Origin of the sequence: Pedobacter sp., assembly GCF_037719805.1 — a bacterium.
Lineage (GTDB): Bacteria > Bacteroidota > Bacteroidia > Sphingobacteriales > Sphingobacteriaceae > Pedobacter.
Map to the genome: position 1 here is coordinate 382529 of NZ_JBBJLZ010000004.1, position 15246 is coordinate 397774.

The 15246-nt window shown below is 41.2% G+C and carries 19 protein-coding genes; 7 read left to right on the top strand and 12 right to left on the bottom strand.

The window, feature by feature from the left end; all coding sequences use genetic code 11:
• Position 1: 1 nt before the first annotated feature.
• Positions 2–1648, bottom strand: a complete 1647-nt coding sequence (locus WKF66_RS14885) for an alpha-L-rhamnosidase-related protein (protein ID WP_489675261.1) — start codon at positions 1646–1648, stop codon at positions 2–4.
• A gap of 58 nt (positions 1649–1706) precedes the next feature.
• On the bottom strand, positions 1707–2243 hold the full coding sequence (locus WKF66_RS14890) for a pyridoxamine 5'-phosphate oxidase family protein (RefSeq protein ID WP_489675262.1): 537 nt from the start codon (positions 2241–2243) through the stop codon (positions 1707–1709).
• A 132-nt stretch (positions 2244–2375) separates the two neighbouring features.
• On the opposite strand from WKF66_RS14890, the gene WKF66_RS14895 reads away from it, so the two are divergent.
• Genes WKF66_RS14895 through WKF66_RS14905 form a run of 3 tightly spaced genes read left to right on the top strand, consistent with a single transcriptional unit; the run spans position 2376 to position 3980 of the window.
• The gene (locus WKF66_RS14895) at positions 2376–2744 is read left to right on the top strand and encodes a response regulator transcription factor (protein WP_489675263.1); all 369 of its coding nucleotides are present in this window, start codon (positions 2376–2378) and stop codon (positions 2742–2744) included.
• 17 nt (positions 2745–2761) lie between these two features.
• Positions 2762–2932 (top strand): hypothetical protein, encoded by a 171-nt coding sequence (locus WKF66_RS14900; RefSeq protein ID WP_489675264.1) that lies wholly within the window; start codon positions 2762–2764, stop codon positions 2930–2932.
• On the top strand, positions 2901–3980 hold the full coding sequence (locus tag WKF66_RS14905; protein ID WP_489675265.1) for a phosphotransferase enzyme family protein: 1080 nt from the start codon (positions 2901–2903) through the stop codon (positions 3978–3980). The genes WKF66_RS14900 and WKF66_RS14905 overlap by 32 nt, the downstream gene beginning before the upstream one ends.
• Here WKF66_RS14905 and WKF66_RS14910 read toward each other — a convergent pair.
• A complete protein-coding gene (locus WKF66_RS14910) occupies positions 3977–5326 on the bottom strand; it encodes a Gfo/Idh/MocA family protein (protein WP_489675266.1) in 1350 nt (449 codons plus the stop codon). The two genes, WKF66_RS14905 and WKF66_RS14910, sit on opposite strands and share 4 nt — an antisense overlap.
• An 84-nt stretch (positions 5327–5410) precedes the next feature.
• On the opposite strand from WKF66_RS14910, the gene WKF66_RS14915 reads away from it, so the two are divergent.
• Positions 5411–5857, top strand: coding sequence for a rhodanese-like domain-containing protein (locus tag WKF66_RS14915; protein WP_489675267.1), 447 nt, complete (start codon positions 5411–5413; stop codon positions 5855–5857).
• On the opposite strand, the gene WKF66_RS14920 is transcribed toward WKF66_RS14915, so the two are convergent.
• The 3 genes from WKF66_RS14920 to WKF66_RS14930 form a co-directional block, all read right to left on the bottom strand.
• Positions 5854–6219 carry a hypothetical protein gene (locus tag WKF66_RS14920; RefSeq protein ID WP_489675268.1) on the bottom strand — a complete coding sequence of 122 codons (366 nt, stop codon included), beginning with the start codon at positions 6217–6219 and terminating at the stop codon, positions 5854–5856. The genes WKF66_RS14915 and WKF66_RS14920 overlap by 4 nt on opposite strands.
• Positions 6220–6282: 63 nt before the next feature.
• A complete protein-coding gene (locus WKF66_RS14925) occupies positions 6283–7143 on the bottom strand; it encodes an NAD(P)-dependent oxidoreductase (RefSeq protein ID WP_489675269.1) in 861 nt (286 codons plus the stop codon).
• A gap of 11 nt (positions 7144–7154) precedes the next feature.
• Positions 7155–7754: a hypothetical protein gene (locus WKF66_RS14930; RefSeq protein ID WP_489675270.1), complete on the bottom strand. Its 600-nt coding sequence runs from the start codon at positions 7752–7754 to the stop codon at positions 7155–7157.
• 294 nt (positions 7755–8048) lie between these two features.
• On the opposite strand from WKF66_RS14930, the gene WKF66_RS14935 reads away from it, so the two are divergent.
• Both WKF66_RS14935 and WKF66_RS14940 read left to right on the top strand, forming a co-directional pair.
• Entirely contained in the window at positions 8049–8390 is a 342-nt protein-coding gene (locus WKF66_RS14935) for a hypothetical protein (protein ID WP_489675271.1), read from the top strand.
• Positions 8391–8567: 177 nt separating this feature from the next.
• Positions 8568–9860 (top strand): hypothetical protein, encoded by a 1293-nt coding sequence (locus WKF66_RS14940; protein ID WP_489675272.1) that lies wholly within the window; start codon positions 8568–8570, stop codon positions 9858–9860.
• A gap of 7 nt (positions 9861–9867) precedes the next feature.
• On the opposite strand, the gene WKF66_RS14945 is transcribed toward WKF66_RS14940, so the two are convergent.
• On the bottom strand, positions 9868–9993 hold the full coding sequence (locus WKF66_RS14945; protein WP_489675273.1) for a hypothetical protein: 126 nt from the start codon (positions 9991–9993) through the stop codon (positions 9868–9870).
• 78 nt (positions 9994–10071) lie between these two features.
• Here WKF66_RS14945 and WKF66_RS14950 point away from each other — a divergent pair, with 78 nt between their 5' ends.
• Positions 10072–10287, top strand: coding sequence for a hypothetical protein (locus tag WKF66_RS14950; RefSeq protein WP_489675274.1), 216 nt, complete (start codon positions 10072–10074; stop codon positions 10285–10287).
• Here WKF66_RS14950 and WKF66_RS14955 read toward each other — a convergent pair.
• From WKF66_RS14955 to WKF66_RS14975, 5 genes are read right to left on the bottom strand one after another with little or no spacing between them, the layout of a single operon-like run.
• Positions 10282–10836 carry a thioredoxin family protein gene (locus tag WKF66_RS14955; RefSeq protein ID WP_489675275.1) on the bottom strand — a complete coding sequence of 185 codons (555 nt, stop codon included), beginning with the start codon at positions 10834–10836 and terminating at the stop codon, positions 10282–10284. The genes WKF66_RS14950 and WKF66_RS14955 overlap by 6 nt on opposite strands.
• Before the next feature lie 15 nt (positions 10837–10851).
• Positions 10852–11502, bottom strand: coding sequence for a response regulator (locus WKF66_RS14960; protein ID WP_489675276.1), 651 nt, complete (start codon positions 11500–11502; stop codon positions 10852–10854).
• 14 nt (positions 11503–11516) lie between these two features.
• A complete protein-coding gene (locus WKF66_RS14965; protein ID WP_489675277.1) occupies positions 11517–12512 on the bottom strand; it encodes a chemotaxis protein CheB in 996 nt (331 codons plus the stop codon).
• A 13-nt stretch (positions 12513–12525) separates the two neighbouring features.
• Entirely contained in the window at positions 12526–14058 is a 1533-nt protein-coding gene (locus WKF66_RS14970; RefSeq protein ID WP_489675278.1) for a PAS domain-containing sensor histidine kinase, read from the bottom strand.
• Positions 14051–15178, bottom strand: coding sequence for a PAS domain-containing protein (locus tag WKF66_RS14975; protein ID WP_489675279.1), 1128 nt, complete (start codon positions 15176–15178; stop codon positions 14051–14053). Before WKF66_RS14975 ends, WKF66_RS14970 begins: the two co-directional genes overlap by 8 nt.
• Positions 15179–15246 lie beyond the last annotated feature (68 nt).

Below are 15246 nucleotides of genomic sequence, written 5' to 3' on the forward strand. Positions count from 1 at the left end.
GCTATTTCTGAAAGATCTCCGGATACTTCCGTATGAAATACACGGGGGTACAACTCCAGGCATGACAATAACTGTTCACTGGAAAGAAGTTATAAGGTGAAAGTTTATCGTTATCAGGGTCATAAGCTTCCCAGAAGGTGTCTGCTCCTTTTGCAACCATGCCGCCCCAATAGCTTTCCACGAGGGTTTTAGCCTCTTTGTTTAGTCCGGCTTTAATCATTGCAGCAACATAATAATGGGTCAAATATGGGGTGCCGGGCTTTACTGCACCTCGCACTTTTGCTATTTCTCTTAACGCCTTCTGTGCTTCCGCTTTGGTCGCTACATCGCTTAAAACCATCCACGACTGTGATGCATACGAAAGTTGTTTTGATGCTCCACTCGTAAAGAGGCCAGATGCCTTGTCATACAAAGAGGAACGTGCAGCTTTGGTCATCTTTGCAATCAGCATGGGTAATCCGGCAACTTCTTTCTCCTTGCCAAGCTGTTTAGCCAGGTTCAACGTTTCCTTCATAGCAAAGATAAGTATCCCCTGCAAAGCGGCTTGCTTGTCCAGTCCTTCCCGCCAATCAACAAATAACCACCAGCCATCCCGCTCAGCAGCAGTCGTATTAAAGAGTCCGTTTTCATCCAAATGTTTGGCAATATTTTCTGTCTGCTTTTTAGCCACCGGCCATAGATCTGTAGCAGTCTCTTTATCTCCAGTAGCGAGTAAATACTCTTTCAGGGTGACATTAAAGAATAATGAATATTCAAAGAGGAAAGGCTGACCTTCCTGGGCATGTAGCGTTGGAGTCTCGAAAGTGGTCGCATAGAGATAGCCGTTCTTCTGACTCAAGCCAGCGAGAATGTAAAGACATCTCTTGCTGAGGTTGTGATTTTTAAAAGAGTAGGTGTTGGCTATCGATTCCAGATATAGGTCGCCTATCCACAAGCGACGATCACGTTTAGGCCCGTCTTCGTAAACCGTCTGCATACACTCTTTCAAGGTATTTAAGCCTATGGCATCTATTTTAGAAATCAGAGGGCTGGTAGATGGTGACAAAGGAGCGGGTACAGCTGAAACACTGGTTGTCGCTTTAAAGCTCATATCACTGATAGCAAAGTCAAAGCCATTAGAACTACCTAAAAGGTCGATCTTTAAATATCTGAAAGCAAGTCGCCTCGGAATAGTGATGGTTGCAGGCAGATCTATTACTGTAACGGTTTCATCCTGTAACCATGCCCTGCTTAATCCGCCTGGATAGGGATCAAAAGGAGTGGCCAGCTCTGCGGGGACTTCCCCAAATGTGAGCTTGAAACGCAGAGGAGCATCAGGAAAATTGTGAATGGCTTTAATAGTGAAGGTGTAGTAACCGGTAAGGTGTTCGCCAAAGTCAACCACTACGCCCGATTGGCCTTTAAAGGAATTGTTATAAAGTTTGGCAATGGTATCGGAGGGAACGGCTCTCCAACCTTGAAATGCTTTCGCATCGGGGACCAGCTTTACAAGCCTCAAAGGCTTTATCTCTTTTTCAACTAACGCAGGTTTGCTAGTTTCGGCTTTAGAAAGCCACCTGGTCCGCTGTTCTGAAGTGTAGAAATCCTGCGCTCCAGCCAGCAACGGCATGATCAGACAGCAAATTATAATTCTAAATGATAAGTTCATAATACATTAGCTAAAAGCGTCTTGCTGATAGCTAATGTATAAAATATACTGCAGTGTTCTATACTTTCAATTTACCTTCGATGGAATCATCAAGGGTTTTGCCTATGGCAGCGCCGACTAGCATTTTTACTCCTGCAACAAAGTTACCGTGTTTATTATCCCAATAGTATCCGTTCGACGGCCTTACCTTTAGGACAGCTATTCTTGGATCATCTTCGCCTTCCGTAAACCAAGTTTTCAAAATGGGATTCCATAGTTCCTTGATCTTTTCTTTATCATGATGAATAAGCGCATCAGCGGTTATATACATAAAATTGGAATGCTTAGCGCCTTGAAAATAAAGCTTTACTCTCGAGTCTACGCTCACCTCCTGATAGGTATGACTGTCGTTTGCAATCATTAACCAAAGATTTCCTTCATCATCTGCCTGCTGAATGCTCATTGGTCTAACCCCTGCAGAAGGCCCTGTTGCGGCTTCTGTACAAAAGAAGCAGGTATCAGACAACTCTATCTGTTCTTTGATTTTAGTCCAGGCGTCCTGGCTCATTAAATTCTCCTTGTTGTCTTCCGGTTGATTTTCATTAATGCTGTTCATAGTAGCTGTAGGTGTTTTAATATATGTTATGCTAACAATAACTTATTACAAAAGTTTGTCGATTCTCGGCACAACCTTTGTTAAGTCTTAGCCGTCAGTAACTTGACAATTCATCTACCTATGAATTATATCATGAAGAAAAAGAGCATCTATATTGTCGAAGATAACAAGGATATTGGGTTTGTACTTCAATACTTTTTGAGTGACGAAGGATTCGATGTGGAACTTTTTGAAACAGTAGCAGACTTCCATACCCGCCTGCTTTCAAAGATTCCTGATCTTTTTCTCCTTGATGTAATGCTTCCTGATGGTGACGGCTTAAACGTTTGTTCAAAAATCAAGCACCATAGCAGTTACCGGGAAAAGCCAGTTCTGGTAATGTCGGCGCATCTTCCATCAGAGTTTGAAAAAACAAAATCTTGTGCGGACAGTTTTATTCCAAAGCCATTTGATCTTACAGTAATTTTAAATCTAGTGAATCATTTTTTATCCGCAGCATAACTTATCTTTTTGTTAGTATGAAAAGTCAGCTTAATAATTACGAACAAGAAAAAAAGAATAGCACTGAACATCAGACTGTGATCGTCGAAAACAATCTGACTGGAGAAACTGATGAACTCGATCCACTGTTTGAAAAGGATATCGATAGTTCAGGTAATGGAACAGAGAGCCAAAGTGAATCCGCTTAAGGATGATTTCAGTGGAAGTACTTCAGCAAGTATTGTTTCAATACGGCATATCTCAGAATCAGTTCAAGCAACGCCATACGGCACAGGATTAATTAATCAGACCTGTAAGATAGATACTCCCTCAGGCTCATTTATTTTACAGAAAATCAACACCGATGTTTTCCAGTTCCCCGAGCGTATTGATCATAACCTTAGCTTAATTCGAAGTCATCTTCACAATACTTTTCCAGAATATCTATTCGCTGGCCCAGTGCTGACGCTAGATGGAAAACTCTCAGTTACATTAACGCATGACATCTTTAGATTACAACCATTTGTAGCAGGGTCTCATACCGTTGACGCTGTTTCTTTTGAGAACCAGGCCTATCAAGCTGCTAAACAATTTGCCAGGTTTGGCAGGTTACTTAAGGATTTAAAACCTGCTGACTTCAGTTACCCATTAGAAAACTTTCATAACCTTGATCTTCGCATAGAACAATTTAATAAAGCACTTCAAGAGGCGACAGAAGAGCGGATTACTAGTGCAGGTAAAGAGATAGAAAAGGTCAAAAATAATCTCGATATCGCTTTACGTTACACTCAAATTGTTTCTGGTAATTTGATACCGCTTAGGATCATTCATCATGATACGAAGATCAGCAACGTACTATTTGATACGAATGGCACTGGCATTTGTGTAATAGATCTTGATACTGTAATGCCTGGATATTTTATCAGTGATGTAGGTGATATGATGCGTACTTATCTCTCCCAGGCCACCGAAGAGGAGCCAGACTTCGATAAGATAACGCTAAGGCACGAGATCTTCAATCAAATATATAAAGGTTATATGGAGGAAATGGGTGGAGAATTAACGGCGGTCGAAGAAGAACTATTTGTTTACAGCGGAAAATTCATGATCTATATGCAGGCGGTAAGATTCCTTACCGATTTCCTGAACGGCGACCGCTACTACCCTATCAAATATCCTCTACATAACTTAATGCGTGCTGGTAATCAGCTCGTATTACTGGAAAGATATATAGAAATGGAATCAGTGTTCCTTTAAAGTCCACTATCGTCTAGCGCAAAAGTATTCTTTCTATCTCTCCATTTCCCTTTTGTGAAGTCAGGAAACTCTTGCGGCATATTGCCTTCTTTTAGCGATTTAGTAGATAACGGGGTGATCACACTCATAGTCACTGAATCATATACGTCGATCGGTGTCTGCTTCTTTTGTTTTACTGCCTCAATAAAGCCATTAAATACAAACCAGTCCATCCCACCATGACCTGCGCTCACTGCTTCCTTTGCGTATTTCTTCCAAAGGGGATGGTCGTATTTATCAAACCATTCCTGTGCCGGATCCCATATATCGTGCTTCTTTGCTTGCTTCTCTATGTAAATCGATTTGTTTACATCCATCCAGATACCATTTGTTCCCTGAACCCTGAAGCCTAAAGAATAGGGTCTCGGTAAATGGGTATCATGACTTAACAAGACGGTTTCTCCATTTCCGCAGTTTATCATTGTAGTAGTTACATCACCGTTCTTGTAGTTAAGCTTAGCATTAGGATGACCGGGAGACAATTCTTCTACATAGGCTGCAAGTCCCCTGGCTTTAGAGCTGAAAGAAACAAGATTGGTGAAGCGATTGCCTCTGTTGATATTTGCATACTGCATAATTGGTCCAGCGCCATGGGTTGGGTAAAGATCACCGTCCTGGTCTACGTTAAACTGAGTTCTCCACTGCGCCTCGCTTAAAGCCTTTGGTCCGAACTCCACGCCACCGCCGTAATATTTCTTTCCGTCATTGAATAATACTTCTCTCAAGTTGTGCTGGTAACCCCCTTCAAAATGCAAGAGCTCGCCAAACAAACCCTGGCGTACCATGTTTAGTGCTGCCATCACATCTCTACGGTAACACACATTCTCTAGCGTCATATAAGGGATATTGGTCTTCTCTGAAGTATTGACAATGTCCCAATGGTCGTCTACAGTCAAACCTGCAATGACTTCACAGCCTACATACTTGCCAGCGTTCATTGCATAAATCGCCTGATCTTTATGGAACTGCCAGGGAGTAGCAATGATGACAGCATCAAGATCTTTTCGGTCAAGTAGTTTCTTATAGGCATCAGGACCTCCTGTGTATTCGGTCGCCGCCGGACGGCCTTTTTTGGCAATGAAAGCTCTGCAAGTGTTGAGGGACCGCTCCTGCGTATCACAGATAGCAAGAACCTCCACATCATCGCGCAATACACCCTCAGAAATGTGGCTCATACCCCTGGCGCCTACGCCGATGTAACCTAACCTAACTTTTCCTTTATCTGAAGCGAATAAACTGCCTGTTGGCAAAATTGAAAAGCCGGCTGTCGCGACTGATCCCTGTTTGATAAATGCTCTGCGTTCCATAATTCAATAGTACCTTTTTTCCGAGGGAATTGCAATTAGAGAGTTTCATTACTTTTTGATAGCTTTAACTAAAATCTAAGTCCTATGAAATTTAAATCTTTGTTGCTAACCACATTAATTGTCATTACAGGTCTTGGCGCATATAGCCAGCAGCAGTCAGCTGTTTTAAAAAGCAACCCCTGGTTAGCGTCAGAACTTCTTCAACCATTGGCTCTCGTTACGAAAATGAAAAGTGAAAAGGTATTAATATACAATATTGGAGTCGAAGATGACATTCAGGGTACCGTGCATATAGGTGCAGCTAGCGAACCTGAGAAATTGCAGCTTTTTAAGAACGCCATTAAAAGTGCGTCAAAAGATAAGATGGTTGTGATCTATTGTGGCTGCTGTCCGATGAATAAATGCCCCAACATCCGCCCTGCTTTTCAAGCGTTAAAGGCTGCCAAATTTAAGAAAGCCTACTTGTTAAACTTGCCGACTAACCTCAAAACTGACTGGATTAGCAAAGGACTTCCATTAGCTAAGAGCTAATTGTCGTCATTTCCATGATGCTTAGCAAAATATCGTCTGACAGCAAAATTAGCGATACCTTTTTCAAACTTGCGTTTTGTAGATAACACAACGATTGCCAACACCAGGAAGAAGATTGCAGCAACTCCAAACCCGGCAGTATAGCTATTAAAAAGCGAAGAAAAGTAGAAGGCTAAAGTGATTGCTCCGACTAAAAATGCAATCAGCATGAACACCATGACTAATGTGTTCGTAATGACATCTGCAACCAATCTAGATACGGTTTCAAAAGCCCTGAGTTTGTAATATTCTAACCTAAGCTCAAGAAATACTTTTGCTTCTGACCAGATCTCCGATATCGTTCTTGTAGATTTTTGTTGCATGACAATTTTTAAGATGACATTTGCTAATATAACTAGTCATCTTAAAAATTGTTTAAGCAAATATTAATTTTCGCTATCTAACGAATTATAGACACCGATAATATCATCTGAGCCGAACGCGGATGCTGCCGCTTGGTAGCTGTCTAATGCCGTTAAACCTAGAGGATAATTCAATCCAATATCTTTTGCAAGTTTCAAGTCCTTAAGGATATTATTCAGAGAAAACGCTGGCGCAAAATTACCGCTGACGATTGCATCTCCTTTTATCTTTAGAAAAGGGCTGGCCAGGGCGCTGTTGTTGAGAACGTTCATTAATTCCAACTGATTAACCTGCAAGTTTTCTGCAAAGCGCATTGCCTCTGCCAGTGCCTGAGCTTGAATAGCCAGCAAAGTGTTCACTATCAATTTTACACGGTTTCCTGAACCAATTTCTCCAAAACGAATGGCAAGTTTTCCAATGCTTTCTAAAACAGGTTTAACCTCTTCAAATACTGCCGAATTTCCACCAGCAATAATAACCAGGGTCGCTTCTGTAGCTTGTTTCACACTTCCTGACACAGGAGCATCAAGATAGTGGTTGCCTTGCGTAGTGCATAGTGCTTCCATTTCGATAGCAATCTCCGGAGATACCGTACTCATATTAATAATGGTCTTACCTTGCGCCTGGGCCGATAATAAGCCATTTTCGCCTTGAAAGATTTCCCTTACTGCTTTGTCATCCGTAACCATAATGATCACGATATCTACTCGAGCAATTAAATCCGCCGGGCTTTCTGCGACTGCTGCCCCTTGTTGTTTCAGCGTTTGAGTTTTTCCCGGGTTTCTGTTGTAGACAGTTAGTTCGTAACCGTCTTTGATCAGTGAGTTGGCCATGGGGATTCCCATAGTACCCAGACCTATCCATCCTATTGTAGATTTTATCATATAAATAGCTTTTAGCGTAATGGCAATGAAGTAACTTTTAAACTTTCACCGGCCTTGTGAATAATGATTGCTTTGCAAATCCCGTTATCATCTGTTTCAAATGCAATACCAGACTTACTATCGTACATTACTAGTGGAGCGCCAGAGTCCGTAATATCGGTTAGCTTGGCTACGGTATAGGCCTTTTGAATTTCTTGCAAAGAAGAAGAAACGCCTACCGCATCAGCAGTCTTAAACGCCGGTGAGGTTACACGGATCTGCCTAACTCTTGCTGCAGGATTGTCTCCGGTATCTCTTACTGTATAAATTGCTGTTGCGTAAGATTTAGGATCATGGTCTTTATACCAGATAGCCACGGCTTTTTGCATCGCCGCATCACCGGCATCTGGCTTGCCTAGTTCAGCATACACCTCTTCAGCGTTTTGATCGATACTCACCTTACCAGCTGAGGTACCCGGAACCAATAACAACGCTTTGTCCGATGACACTGAATCCGAAGTAGATACAATTGAAGAGTCTTTTGCAGCGGTAGCTTTGTTTTCGTCCGATGCGCAGGCGCTAAATAAACCTATTATTATAACCGCAGGAATTATTTTCTTAAATATTATCATATCGCTATATCTAACTAAGGAATGAAGTTGATGCTAAACACCTAATACTGTCTACTGTTTCAATCGCTGTCCTAATCTCGAAATTATTCCTATCGCGGCCTTAATAATATTCTATGGTAAACTGTATTTCAGGTTTCCTAAAGGCTGATTAATTGGCAAATAGAAGAATTACGTAAAAGATTTTAATCATAACAGAAGAATATTGAAAATCTCGATCAACGAATTAAATACGGCACAAACTTTGACTTGTTAGAGTTGACCAATATTAAGAAAAACTTTTCAGCAATCAGATCTATGAAACCAGCTTTTAAAACTCTTTACTATCTCGAAAACGGAACCTTAAGTATCGTGGAGATTAAGCGTACTGATCTTTCGGAAGATGCTGATCGGACGGACGTTTATAAATGGTTGCAGGTAGACAAATATTCGTTCGAGGTATCGCCGCTGTCATTCCGCTCGATGGATTCCTCTGATCATGTTGAAGAGCGTTTTTTTGATCAGGGATATTTAAAAATTAACCAGGATCAGGGAACATTCATAGAAAAATTTAATTCAGCACTGCACAATCTAAAGAATCATACAAGTAAGGAGTTGCCTTCTGAAGTACAGGGGGCGGTTGAGGCTTTCCTAAATTGATAATTCGTCATGCCGGCGAAGGCCGGTATCAGAACCTCACCATAGCGATTCCACCCATTCCGAGGTCGCGGCCTACTAAACAAGCACGGGGGTAGGATAACCTATCATTCAGGACGGTTATTACAACGCGACTTCAGAATCCCTGCATTTTACCACACGATTTTTTTATATTCGTTAATGCTCGCAGCCACTAACCAAACCACCTATTGGGACTTCTGGAAAAGATTTCGTACCCTGTTCGCAGTCTACTTCTTCTTCCTCATCTTCGATTTAACCAGCAGTGATGAACTGTTCCCTAGTTTCATCTATTCGTTACTAAATTACTACACCGTCTTTTGGAACTGGCTGGTACCATCGACGGGCGAACATATCTTACACTTGTCTTACCCGATAACCGTTAAACCGAACGGCAGTGGCGATACGACCTACAATTATGTCATGCAGCTATTGTGGTTGGTCTTCACAGTGATCATTGCGTTCGCCTGGACAATATTAGATAGAAAGCGACCTTCTTATATTCAATTCAGCTATTGGACCCGAATTGTAGCACGGTACTTCCTTGCCTACATGCTTTTTGTATACGGCTTCGTAAAAGTAATTAAAATCCAATTTCCCTATCCCAGTCTGGTGCGGCTTACAGAGACCTTTGGCGACTCAACCCCAATGGCCCTTGCATGGACATTTATCGGGTACTCCAGCGGATATAATATTTATATTGGTGGTGCAGAAGTCCTTGCCGGTGCCCTTTTGTTCTTCAAACGAACCACACTTTTAGGCGCGTTACTAGCCATGACGGTTATGGCAAATGTATTTGCAATGAACCTAGCTTATGATATTCCCGTAAAAATTTTCTCTCTAAACCTGCTTTTTCTTGCCATTTGGATTGCCTGGCGGGATATTGATCGACTCGTTGCCTTTTTCATCAACCATACGCCCGTTTTACCTCGACCCGATGTATATCCTTTCAAAACAAAGTGGAAGAAGATGATTCAGCTCTCCTTAAAAGTAATCGCCTTAACATTTACCGTATATTCCACAGCCTACAGCATGTATGAGTTGTCTCGAAAGTATGGCGACGATGCACCTAAGCCACCCTTATACGGGATCTACGACGTAATTAGTTTTACATTAAACGGAAAAGAAAGTCTACCACTAGTTACAGACGAAAAGCGGTGGAAGCGAATCATCATAAACTATCCTGGAAACGTACGCATCACAAAGATGAACGATAGTACAATGTGGATGAAACTTAAACTGGACTTAAAGGAGAAGACAGCTAATTTTACCTCGAGTAAAGACTCCAGTGATACCTTCAAATTGAAATTCATCAGACCAAGTAAAACGCAATTGTTTCTCAAAGGAAAGATGAGAAACCAGCTGGTACATATAGAATTTAAGCGCTTTGATGAAACCCAGTTTCGTCTAACCAAGACTGGGTTTCATTGGATAAATGAATATCCTAACAATTAGTAGTTGCTTACTTTTTCTTTGCTTTAGTCTCTTTAGGAACACAGTTTGGGACCTTCTTACCATCCTTGGTTTTCATGCCTACCTGTTCGTAATTCTTCCAGCAAGGGTCTTTCTCCTCTTTTTTATCTGCCATGATCATTAAGGTTTAATGCTATGAAAAAAACCTTCGCGCCGCTGTTTTGTTTAAAATTAAATCAATAATATACAGACCATGTTCACTCCACCAAAAGATAAACCGGTATACACAGACGAAGAAGTATCTTCAAAACAAGACAATGTTCAAAGCGACGAGGAAGTTGCTGAACAAGACTCGACAATAAAGTCCGATGTCAATAACAATGATGGTAGCGACAACGCATCGGACGATTTAAACGTCGATAATAGCGATGTTGGTCTAAACAGTGATCAAGGAGAAGATTTTCTATAAGCTTAGCAGGTAATTTAGCTCCAACTGGATTTGATTACCTCTATCGGCATTATACCATTTTTGTAATTCCGTCTTCATGGTTTCGAAATCGGCCCCTTCAGCTTTCAAATTGTTATACAGCACCTGACATTCCATTGGTCTTGGACCCCAAGACGAAATACTCTTCCCGGATTCATCTTGAATAACAAGTTTAGGAATCGCTTTGCTTCCATTTGTCAGGTGTTCATTGATTAGATAAGGTTCCGCGTCTCTCAACTGATAATCCACGGATATCAAAGGACTCAATTCAGCAATCATTTTTATGAAAGGTATGATCTGTGCGGCGTCACCGCACCAGGGCTCTGTAATCACGATCCAATGTTGTGGCTGTCTAATCCTTGACATCGTTTCTAAAATATCTGCGGACGGCAACGTCAGTTTTAGCCAACGGTTCATTCTAGACCAGTTGAGCTTTGCGTAATTGATATAATCAGGCTGATCGTAAGGCGCAGGCGGATTGTCAGTTGTTAGGAGCAACTCAAATTGTAACTGGTATGCTTCGAAAGTCATTGCTAAGAGTTAGCGTTATTTAAGTAAGCCTGTTGTTGCCGCGTATCTAATTAGTTTAGCAGTGTTTCTCGAGCCGGTTTTATCAAGTAGACTTTGTCGGTGACCCTCCACGGTTCTTTTACTAATAAAAAGCTTATCAGCCATTTCCAGGTTAGTTAACCCTTCTGCAATAAGATGAAGCACCTCAATTTCTCTTGAAGAGAAGTCCGCCTCGTTTACAGCTGATTCTTGTTCCAGACTACCGTGATGAATCAACTTGCTTAACAAGTTAAGTGACAATTCAGTACAAATATATTTTTTCCCGGTCTCTATCTGCTTTAGGGAGAATACCAATTCTTCAGCACTAATGTTTTTTAATAAGTAGCCAACAGCCCCCTGGATAAAGGATTGTGAAATGTATTTTTCATTGTCATGCATGGAGAGAATAACGACTTTCACATCGGGGCGTGCGGCCTTTAACTCTTTAGTCATGGAGATTCCATCCAGTTCAGGCATATTGATATCGGCTAAAACGATATCTGCTTCCCCCCCATTTTCAAAATATTCAAGAACCTCTCTTCCGTTAACAACTTCTCCAACAACATCAATGCTACTCTCAGTTTCTAAAAGCATTCTGATTCCATTTCTAACTATATTATGGTCTTCCGCTAACAATATTCTTAACATGATCTTCGTATTATTTATTTGGATTGTGATTCATTATCTATATCGCCTATTTTCAGCAACATATCTTTTAAACGTTCTATATGTACTTTTAGGTGGCTGGCTCTTTCTATTCTCTCCGGTTTCTCCGAATTTAACATACTGCCTAACAAATTCTTTCGCTCCTCCAGCATCCTTATGGCCACCCAAAGTGACTCCTCAATGCTTCTAATTTGTTCCGCCTCTAAAACAGACTCGGTAAATGTGTGTCCGGTATAACAGCGATACCTCACTATGCTCCCTTCATTTGACGTCTTTGCTAAAATACCTCCGCAATCAGGACACGTAAACGGCGTAAAATTACCAAGGGCTAGTTGGTCTTCCACGTTACTGGACATTCTTAAGGTAATTTGCGCTTCCAATTTAACATCATCCGGAACCTCCGTAGGCAAACACTCTGACCTACTAAATAAGTCTGAAAGAACGTGCCCTATCTCCTGAACAGGTAGCTCGTAATCTACCGTCATATTCCGCTGAACGTTAACTGGCATGTCAGGGAACTCTGCTTCCGATGTCTCCTGAATTATACAACGCCCACCACTTTTTTTAATAGCCAGCATTCCAGACGTTCCATCATCAAGCAAACCAGTAAGTACTACCCCAGTTACACAGGAAGAATAGGCAGCGGCTGCCGATCTAAACAAGACGTCTATCGAGGGCCTCCAGTGGTTTTCAAACGCGCCCTTTTTTACAATAATACGTCCGTGTTCAAGCATCATATGCCGATCTGCAGGGGCAAGATAGATTATATTATTTTCAATTAATTCACCGTCCACAGGAATTTTGCATATTAATGCTGTTGAACGTTGAATTTGACTCAGAATCACATGAGCAAGTGATTCCCGTCCAAGGTGTATAACAATAAAAACTGCTGCATCCAGATTTTCAGGGAAACTCTCAACTAATCTTGAAACCGCGGGAATACCCCCAGCTGAAGCTCCAATGGTAACTATATTTTTAACCTCTTCTAACATTTTAAATTAATTGTTAATTATTTATCATGGGCGACTGACTGCTTCTGAACTTAATACTCACCACCGTACCCTTGCCGGAAGTCTCCAGATCCATCGAACCTCCCAGAAGATAGATTCTATCTTTTATAGCTTTCAAACCGGAACCCTCAGAAAACGCCTGCTCTACGGGTAATTTAAATCCCCCACCATCATCTGATACGCTAATCATAATATGGTCGGTATCAGTAGTTACTTTAATGTGCGTTTGCGAAGCCGAAGTGTGTTTTAATGAATTGCTAATCAATTCCTGTATGACTCTAAACACATACAGCTGAACTTCTTTGTCAAGTAAATCAGCATTTCGATCTAAATGGGCGTAAATTTTCATTGCTCTTGAACTCATTCGCTGCGCCATCTCTTTAACGCCGGCTACAAAGCCAAAATCTCTTAATACGGAAGGCGTAAGTTCATATGATATGGCTCGAGTCTCCCGGATCGCCTCATCAAGCAGCAAACTGGCATCATTTAGTTCCTTCTTCTTATCAGAAGAAATTTGAATACCCTGAAGGTTAAGCCGGATCCCATAAAGTATCTGACAAACACTATCATGTAGCGCGTTGCTAATTTTAAACCGTTCTTTTTCTTGTGCGTTGAAAGTTGCGGACAAGACGGACCTTTGTTTGTCATTGTGAAGATCCGTTGCTTGTTTATCAAGCCGTTTTTTATCGGTGGTGTCCATAATGATACCGGCGAAGAAACTCGCATTGACTTTGCTTATCTGGTGACCTATTACAGAAAGGTTTTTAATGTCGCCACTTTTTGAAATAAACCTAAACTCAAAATCGAGCGAGCTAAAATTAGTGATAGAATGTTTAAACGCTTCCCTAACTGAAAGCTGGTCTTCCGGATGTATCAATTGAATAAATGCATTTAAACTCCCGTTAAAGTCAAGTGGGTTGATTTCAAATATAGAATAGCAAACATCGTCCATTGACAAAATATCTCCTGGGACCTCCATAGTCCATGTACCGGTCCCAGATGCCGATAAAGTCATCTCTAAGCGCTGGGTAGTGCTGATCAACCGTAGTTGAGCAAGTTTATTGTCTGTAATATCTATCGTAGTAACATAATACTGAAGCTTTCCAGAAACAGAGTTCCTAACCGCTCGGCCTTCGAGTCGCAGATACATCAGGTTAGCCGCACTTTCAATAACCATGATTTCACAATTTTGCTTCTCCGAATCATTTTTCATGCAGCTTAAAAAAACATAAAAACTCTCGAAAGAGGAGGGATTAATAAATCCTTTTAACGGCTTAGATAGCACTTTATCCTTTGAAACGCCTAACAGGTCTGCTCCCATTTGATTGGCCTCTTCCACAACACCCAAATGATCTAAAACAAAATATCCCACTGGTGCCAGGTCAAAAAAACCCGCTAGTTTCGATCTTTCATTTTCTATCAACTGGTAAGAAAGAGAAAGCTGCTCATTCTGCATCTCCAATTCCAGCTGATAAGCCTGCAGTTTTCCCTGCAGTTCCTGACTATTAATATTTGGTTCGTTATCCACTAGTGTGCTCTTTGAAACGTATAATAATCGATGCAGTATCACTCTTGTCCCTATAAATAAGACGTTCTACCGTTACAATCAATTTTTTATTACCCAACTCAGGAAAATCATGCTGCAGGTAAATCTCGCCATGTAAGGTATCATCATTAATTAAGGAGTCCAACTTGTAAGTGTTCCATTTGTTGTGAACAACCTCTAACAGAAATTGTTCTTTGATTTCAAATTCACGAAAGTTAAAAAGTTTCAAAAACGCATCGTTTGCCGCCAACACCTTCCTATCCTGGTCTAGTACTAATGCAGGATCGTCCAGGCTGCTAATGCTATCCCGAACAAAGCTCATTAGAGAAGATAACCGTTTTTCCAGTGCCTTTAATGGAGTAATTCGAGTAAAGGTCAGCACTGCGCCACTAATAAAGTTTTCTATAGTACGATAAGGCATAATTCGTAAGTTATACCAGTCATTTTGCTTCGTCTTAATCTCCAGTTCTTTTCCAAAGAGTTTTGCGATGACTTCAAGAATCACATGCTCAATAGCCGGATAGTCAAAGTTGGAAACAATATGATTGATCGACCGGCCGACGTCTGAGGAGATGACATTGAACAGCCTCGTGACCTGTGGGGTGAACCTCAAAATATTCAAGTGGTTGTCCAGAAAAATGGTACCTATTTCCGTATTGTCGAGCAGGTTCTTCATATCATTGTTTAAACGGGTAAGTTCTTCCGCTTTATTTTGATACTCATGATTGATGGTCATCAGCTCTTCATTTAAGGATTGCATTTCCTCTTTTGTCGTCAGCGCCTCCTCGTTAGTGCTTTGCAACTCCTCATTGGTGCTTTGTAATTCTTCATTGGTAGACCTCAACTCTTCTAAAGAAGTTTCCATCTGTTCAATAGTAGTATGTAATTGCTGCTTCGTATATATCAGCTCCTTTTCAAGTTCCTCCACCACCCCAACATGCAGCAGTTTTTGTTCTGATTTAGCCGAAGCCCGTTTTTTTATTTTGCCTTTGTCGGTAAAAGCAACAACCAGGCAACCTAATAATTTGAGGTCTTCAATATAATCTACAGCGAAGTCGATAAGATTAACCTGCCCATCGACAGACAATTTAATGTCCGTCACATTAACTGTGGCTTTCTGTAAGGACACCAGATGTATCGCATTGCCTAAAGCATACTTGATCTCTTCCC

Coding starts and splice junctions, on each gene's coding strand:
- WKF66_RS14925 (WP_489675269.1), bottom strand. CDS start 7,143: ATGATAAAATCTACAATAGGATGGATAGGTCTGGGTACTATGGGAATC.
- WKF66_RS14885 (WP_489675261.1), bottom strand. CDS start 1,648: ATGAACTTATCATTTAGAATTATAATTTGCTGTCTGATCATGCCGTTG.
- WKF66_RS14940 (WP_489675272.1), top strand. CDS start 8,568: ATGCTCGCAGCCACTAACCAAACCACCTATTGGGACTTCTGGAAAAGA.
- WKF66_RS14920 (WP_489675268.1), bottom strand. CDS start 6,219: ATGCAACAAAAATCTACAAGAACGATATCGGAGATCTGGTCAGAAGCA.
- WKF66_RS14895 (WP_489675263.1), top strand. CDS start 2,376: ATGAAGAAAAAGAGCATCTATATTGTCGAAGATAACAAGGATATTGGG.
- WKF66_RS14950 (WP_489675274.1), top strand. CDS start 10,072: ATGTTCACTCCACCAAAAGATAAACCGGTATACACAGACGAAGAAGTA.
- WKF66_RS14945 (WP_489675273.1), bottom strand. CDS start 9,993: ATGGCAGATAAAAAAGAGGAGAAAGACCCTTGCTGGAAGAATTACGAA.
- WKF66_RS14935 (WP_489675271.1), top strand. CDS start 8,049: ATGAAACCAGCTTTTAAAACTCTTTACTATCTCGAAAACGGAACCTTA.
- WKF66_RS14930 (WP_489675270.1), bottom strand. CDS start 7,754: ATGATAATATTTAAGAAAATAATTCCTGCGGTTATAATAATAGGTTTA.
- WKF66_RS14960 (WP_489675276.1), bottom strand. CDS start 11,502: ATGTTAAGAATATTGTTAGCGGAAGACCATAATATAGTTAGAAATGGA.
- WKF66_RS14900 (WP_489675264.1), top strand. CDS start 2,762: ATGAAAAGTCAGCTTAATAATTACGAACAAGAAAAAAAGAATAGCACT.
- WKF66_RS14905 (WP_489675265.1), top strand. CDS start 2,901: ATGGAACAGAGAGCCAAAGTGAATCCGCTTAAGGATGATTTCAGTGGA.
- WKF66_RS14910 (WP_489675266.1), bottom strand. CDS start 5,326: ATGGAACGCAGAGCATTTATCAAACAGGGATCAGTCGCGACAGCCGGC.
- WKF66_RS14890 (WP_489675262.1), bottom strand. CDS start 2,243: ATGAACAGCATTAATGAAAATCAACCGGAAGACAACAAGGAGAATTTA.
- WKF66_RS14915 (WP_489675267.1), top strand. CDS start 5,411: ATGAAATTTAAATCTTTGTTGCTAACCACATTAATTGTCATTACAGGT.
- WKF66_RS14965 (WP_489675277.1), bottom strand. CDS start 12,512: ATGTTAGAAGAGGTTAAAAATATAGTTACCATTGGAGCTTCAGCTGGG.
- WKF66_RS14955 (WP_489675275.1), bottom strand. CDS start 10,836: ATGACTTTCGAAGCATACCAGTTACAATTTGAGTTGCTCCTAACAACT.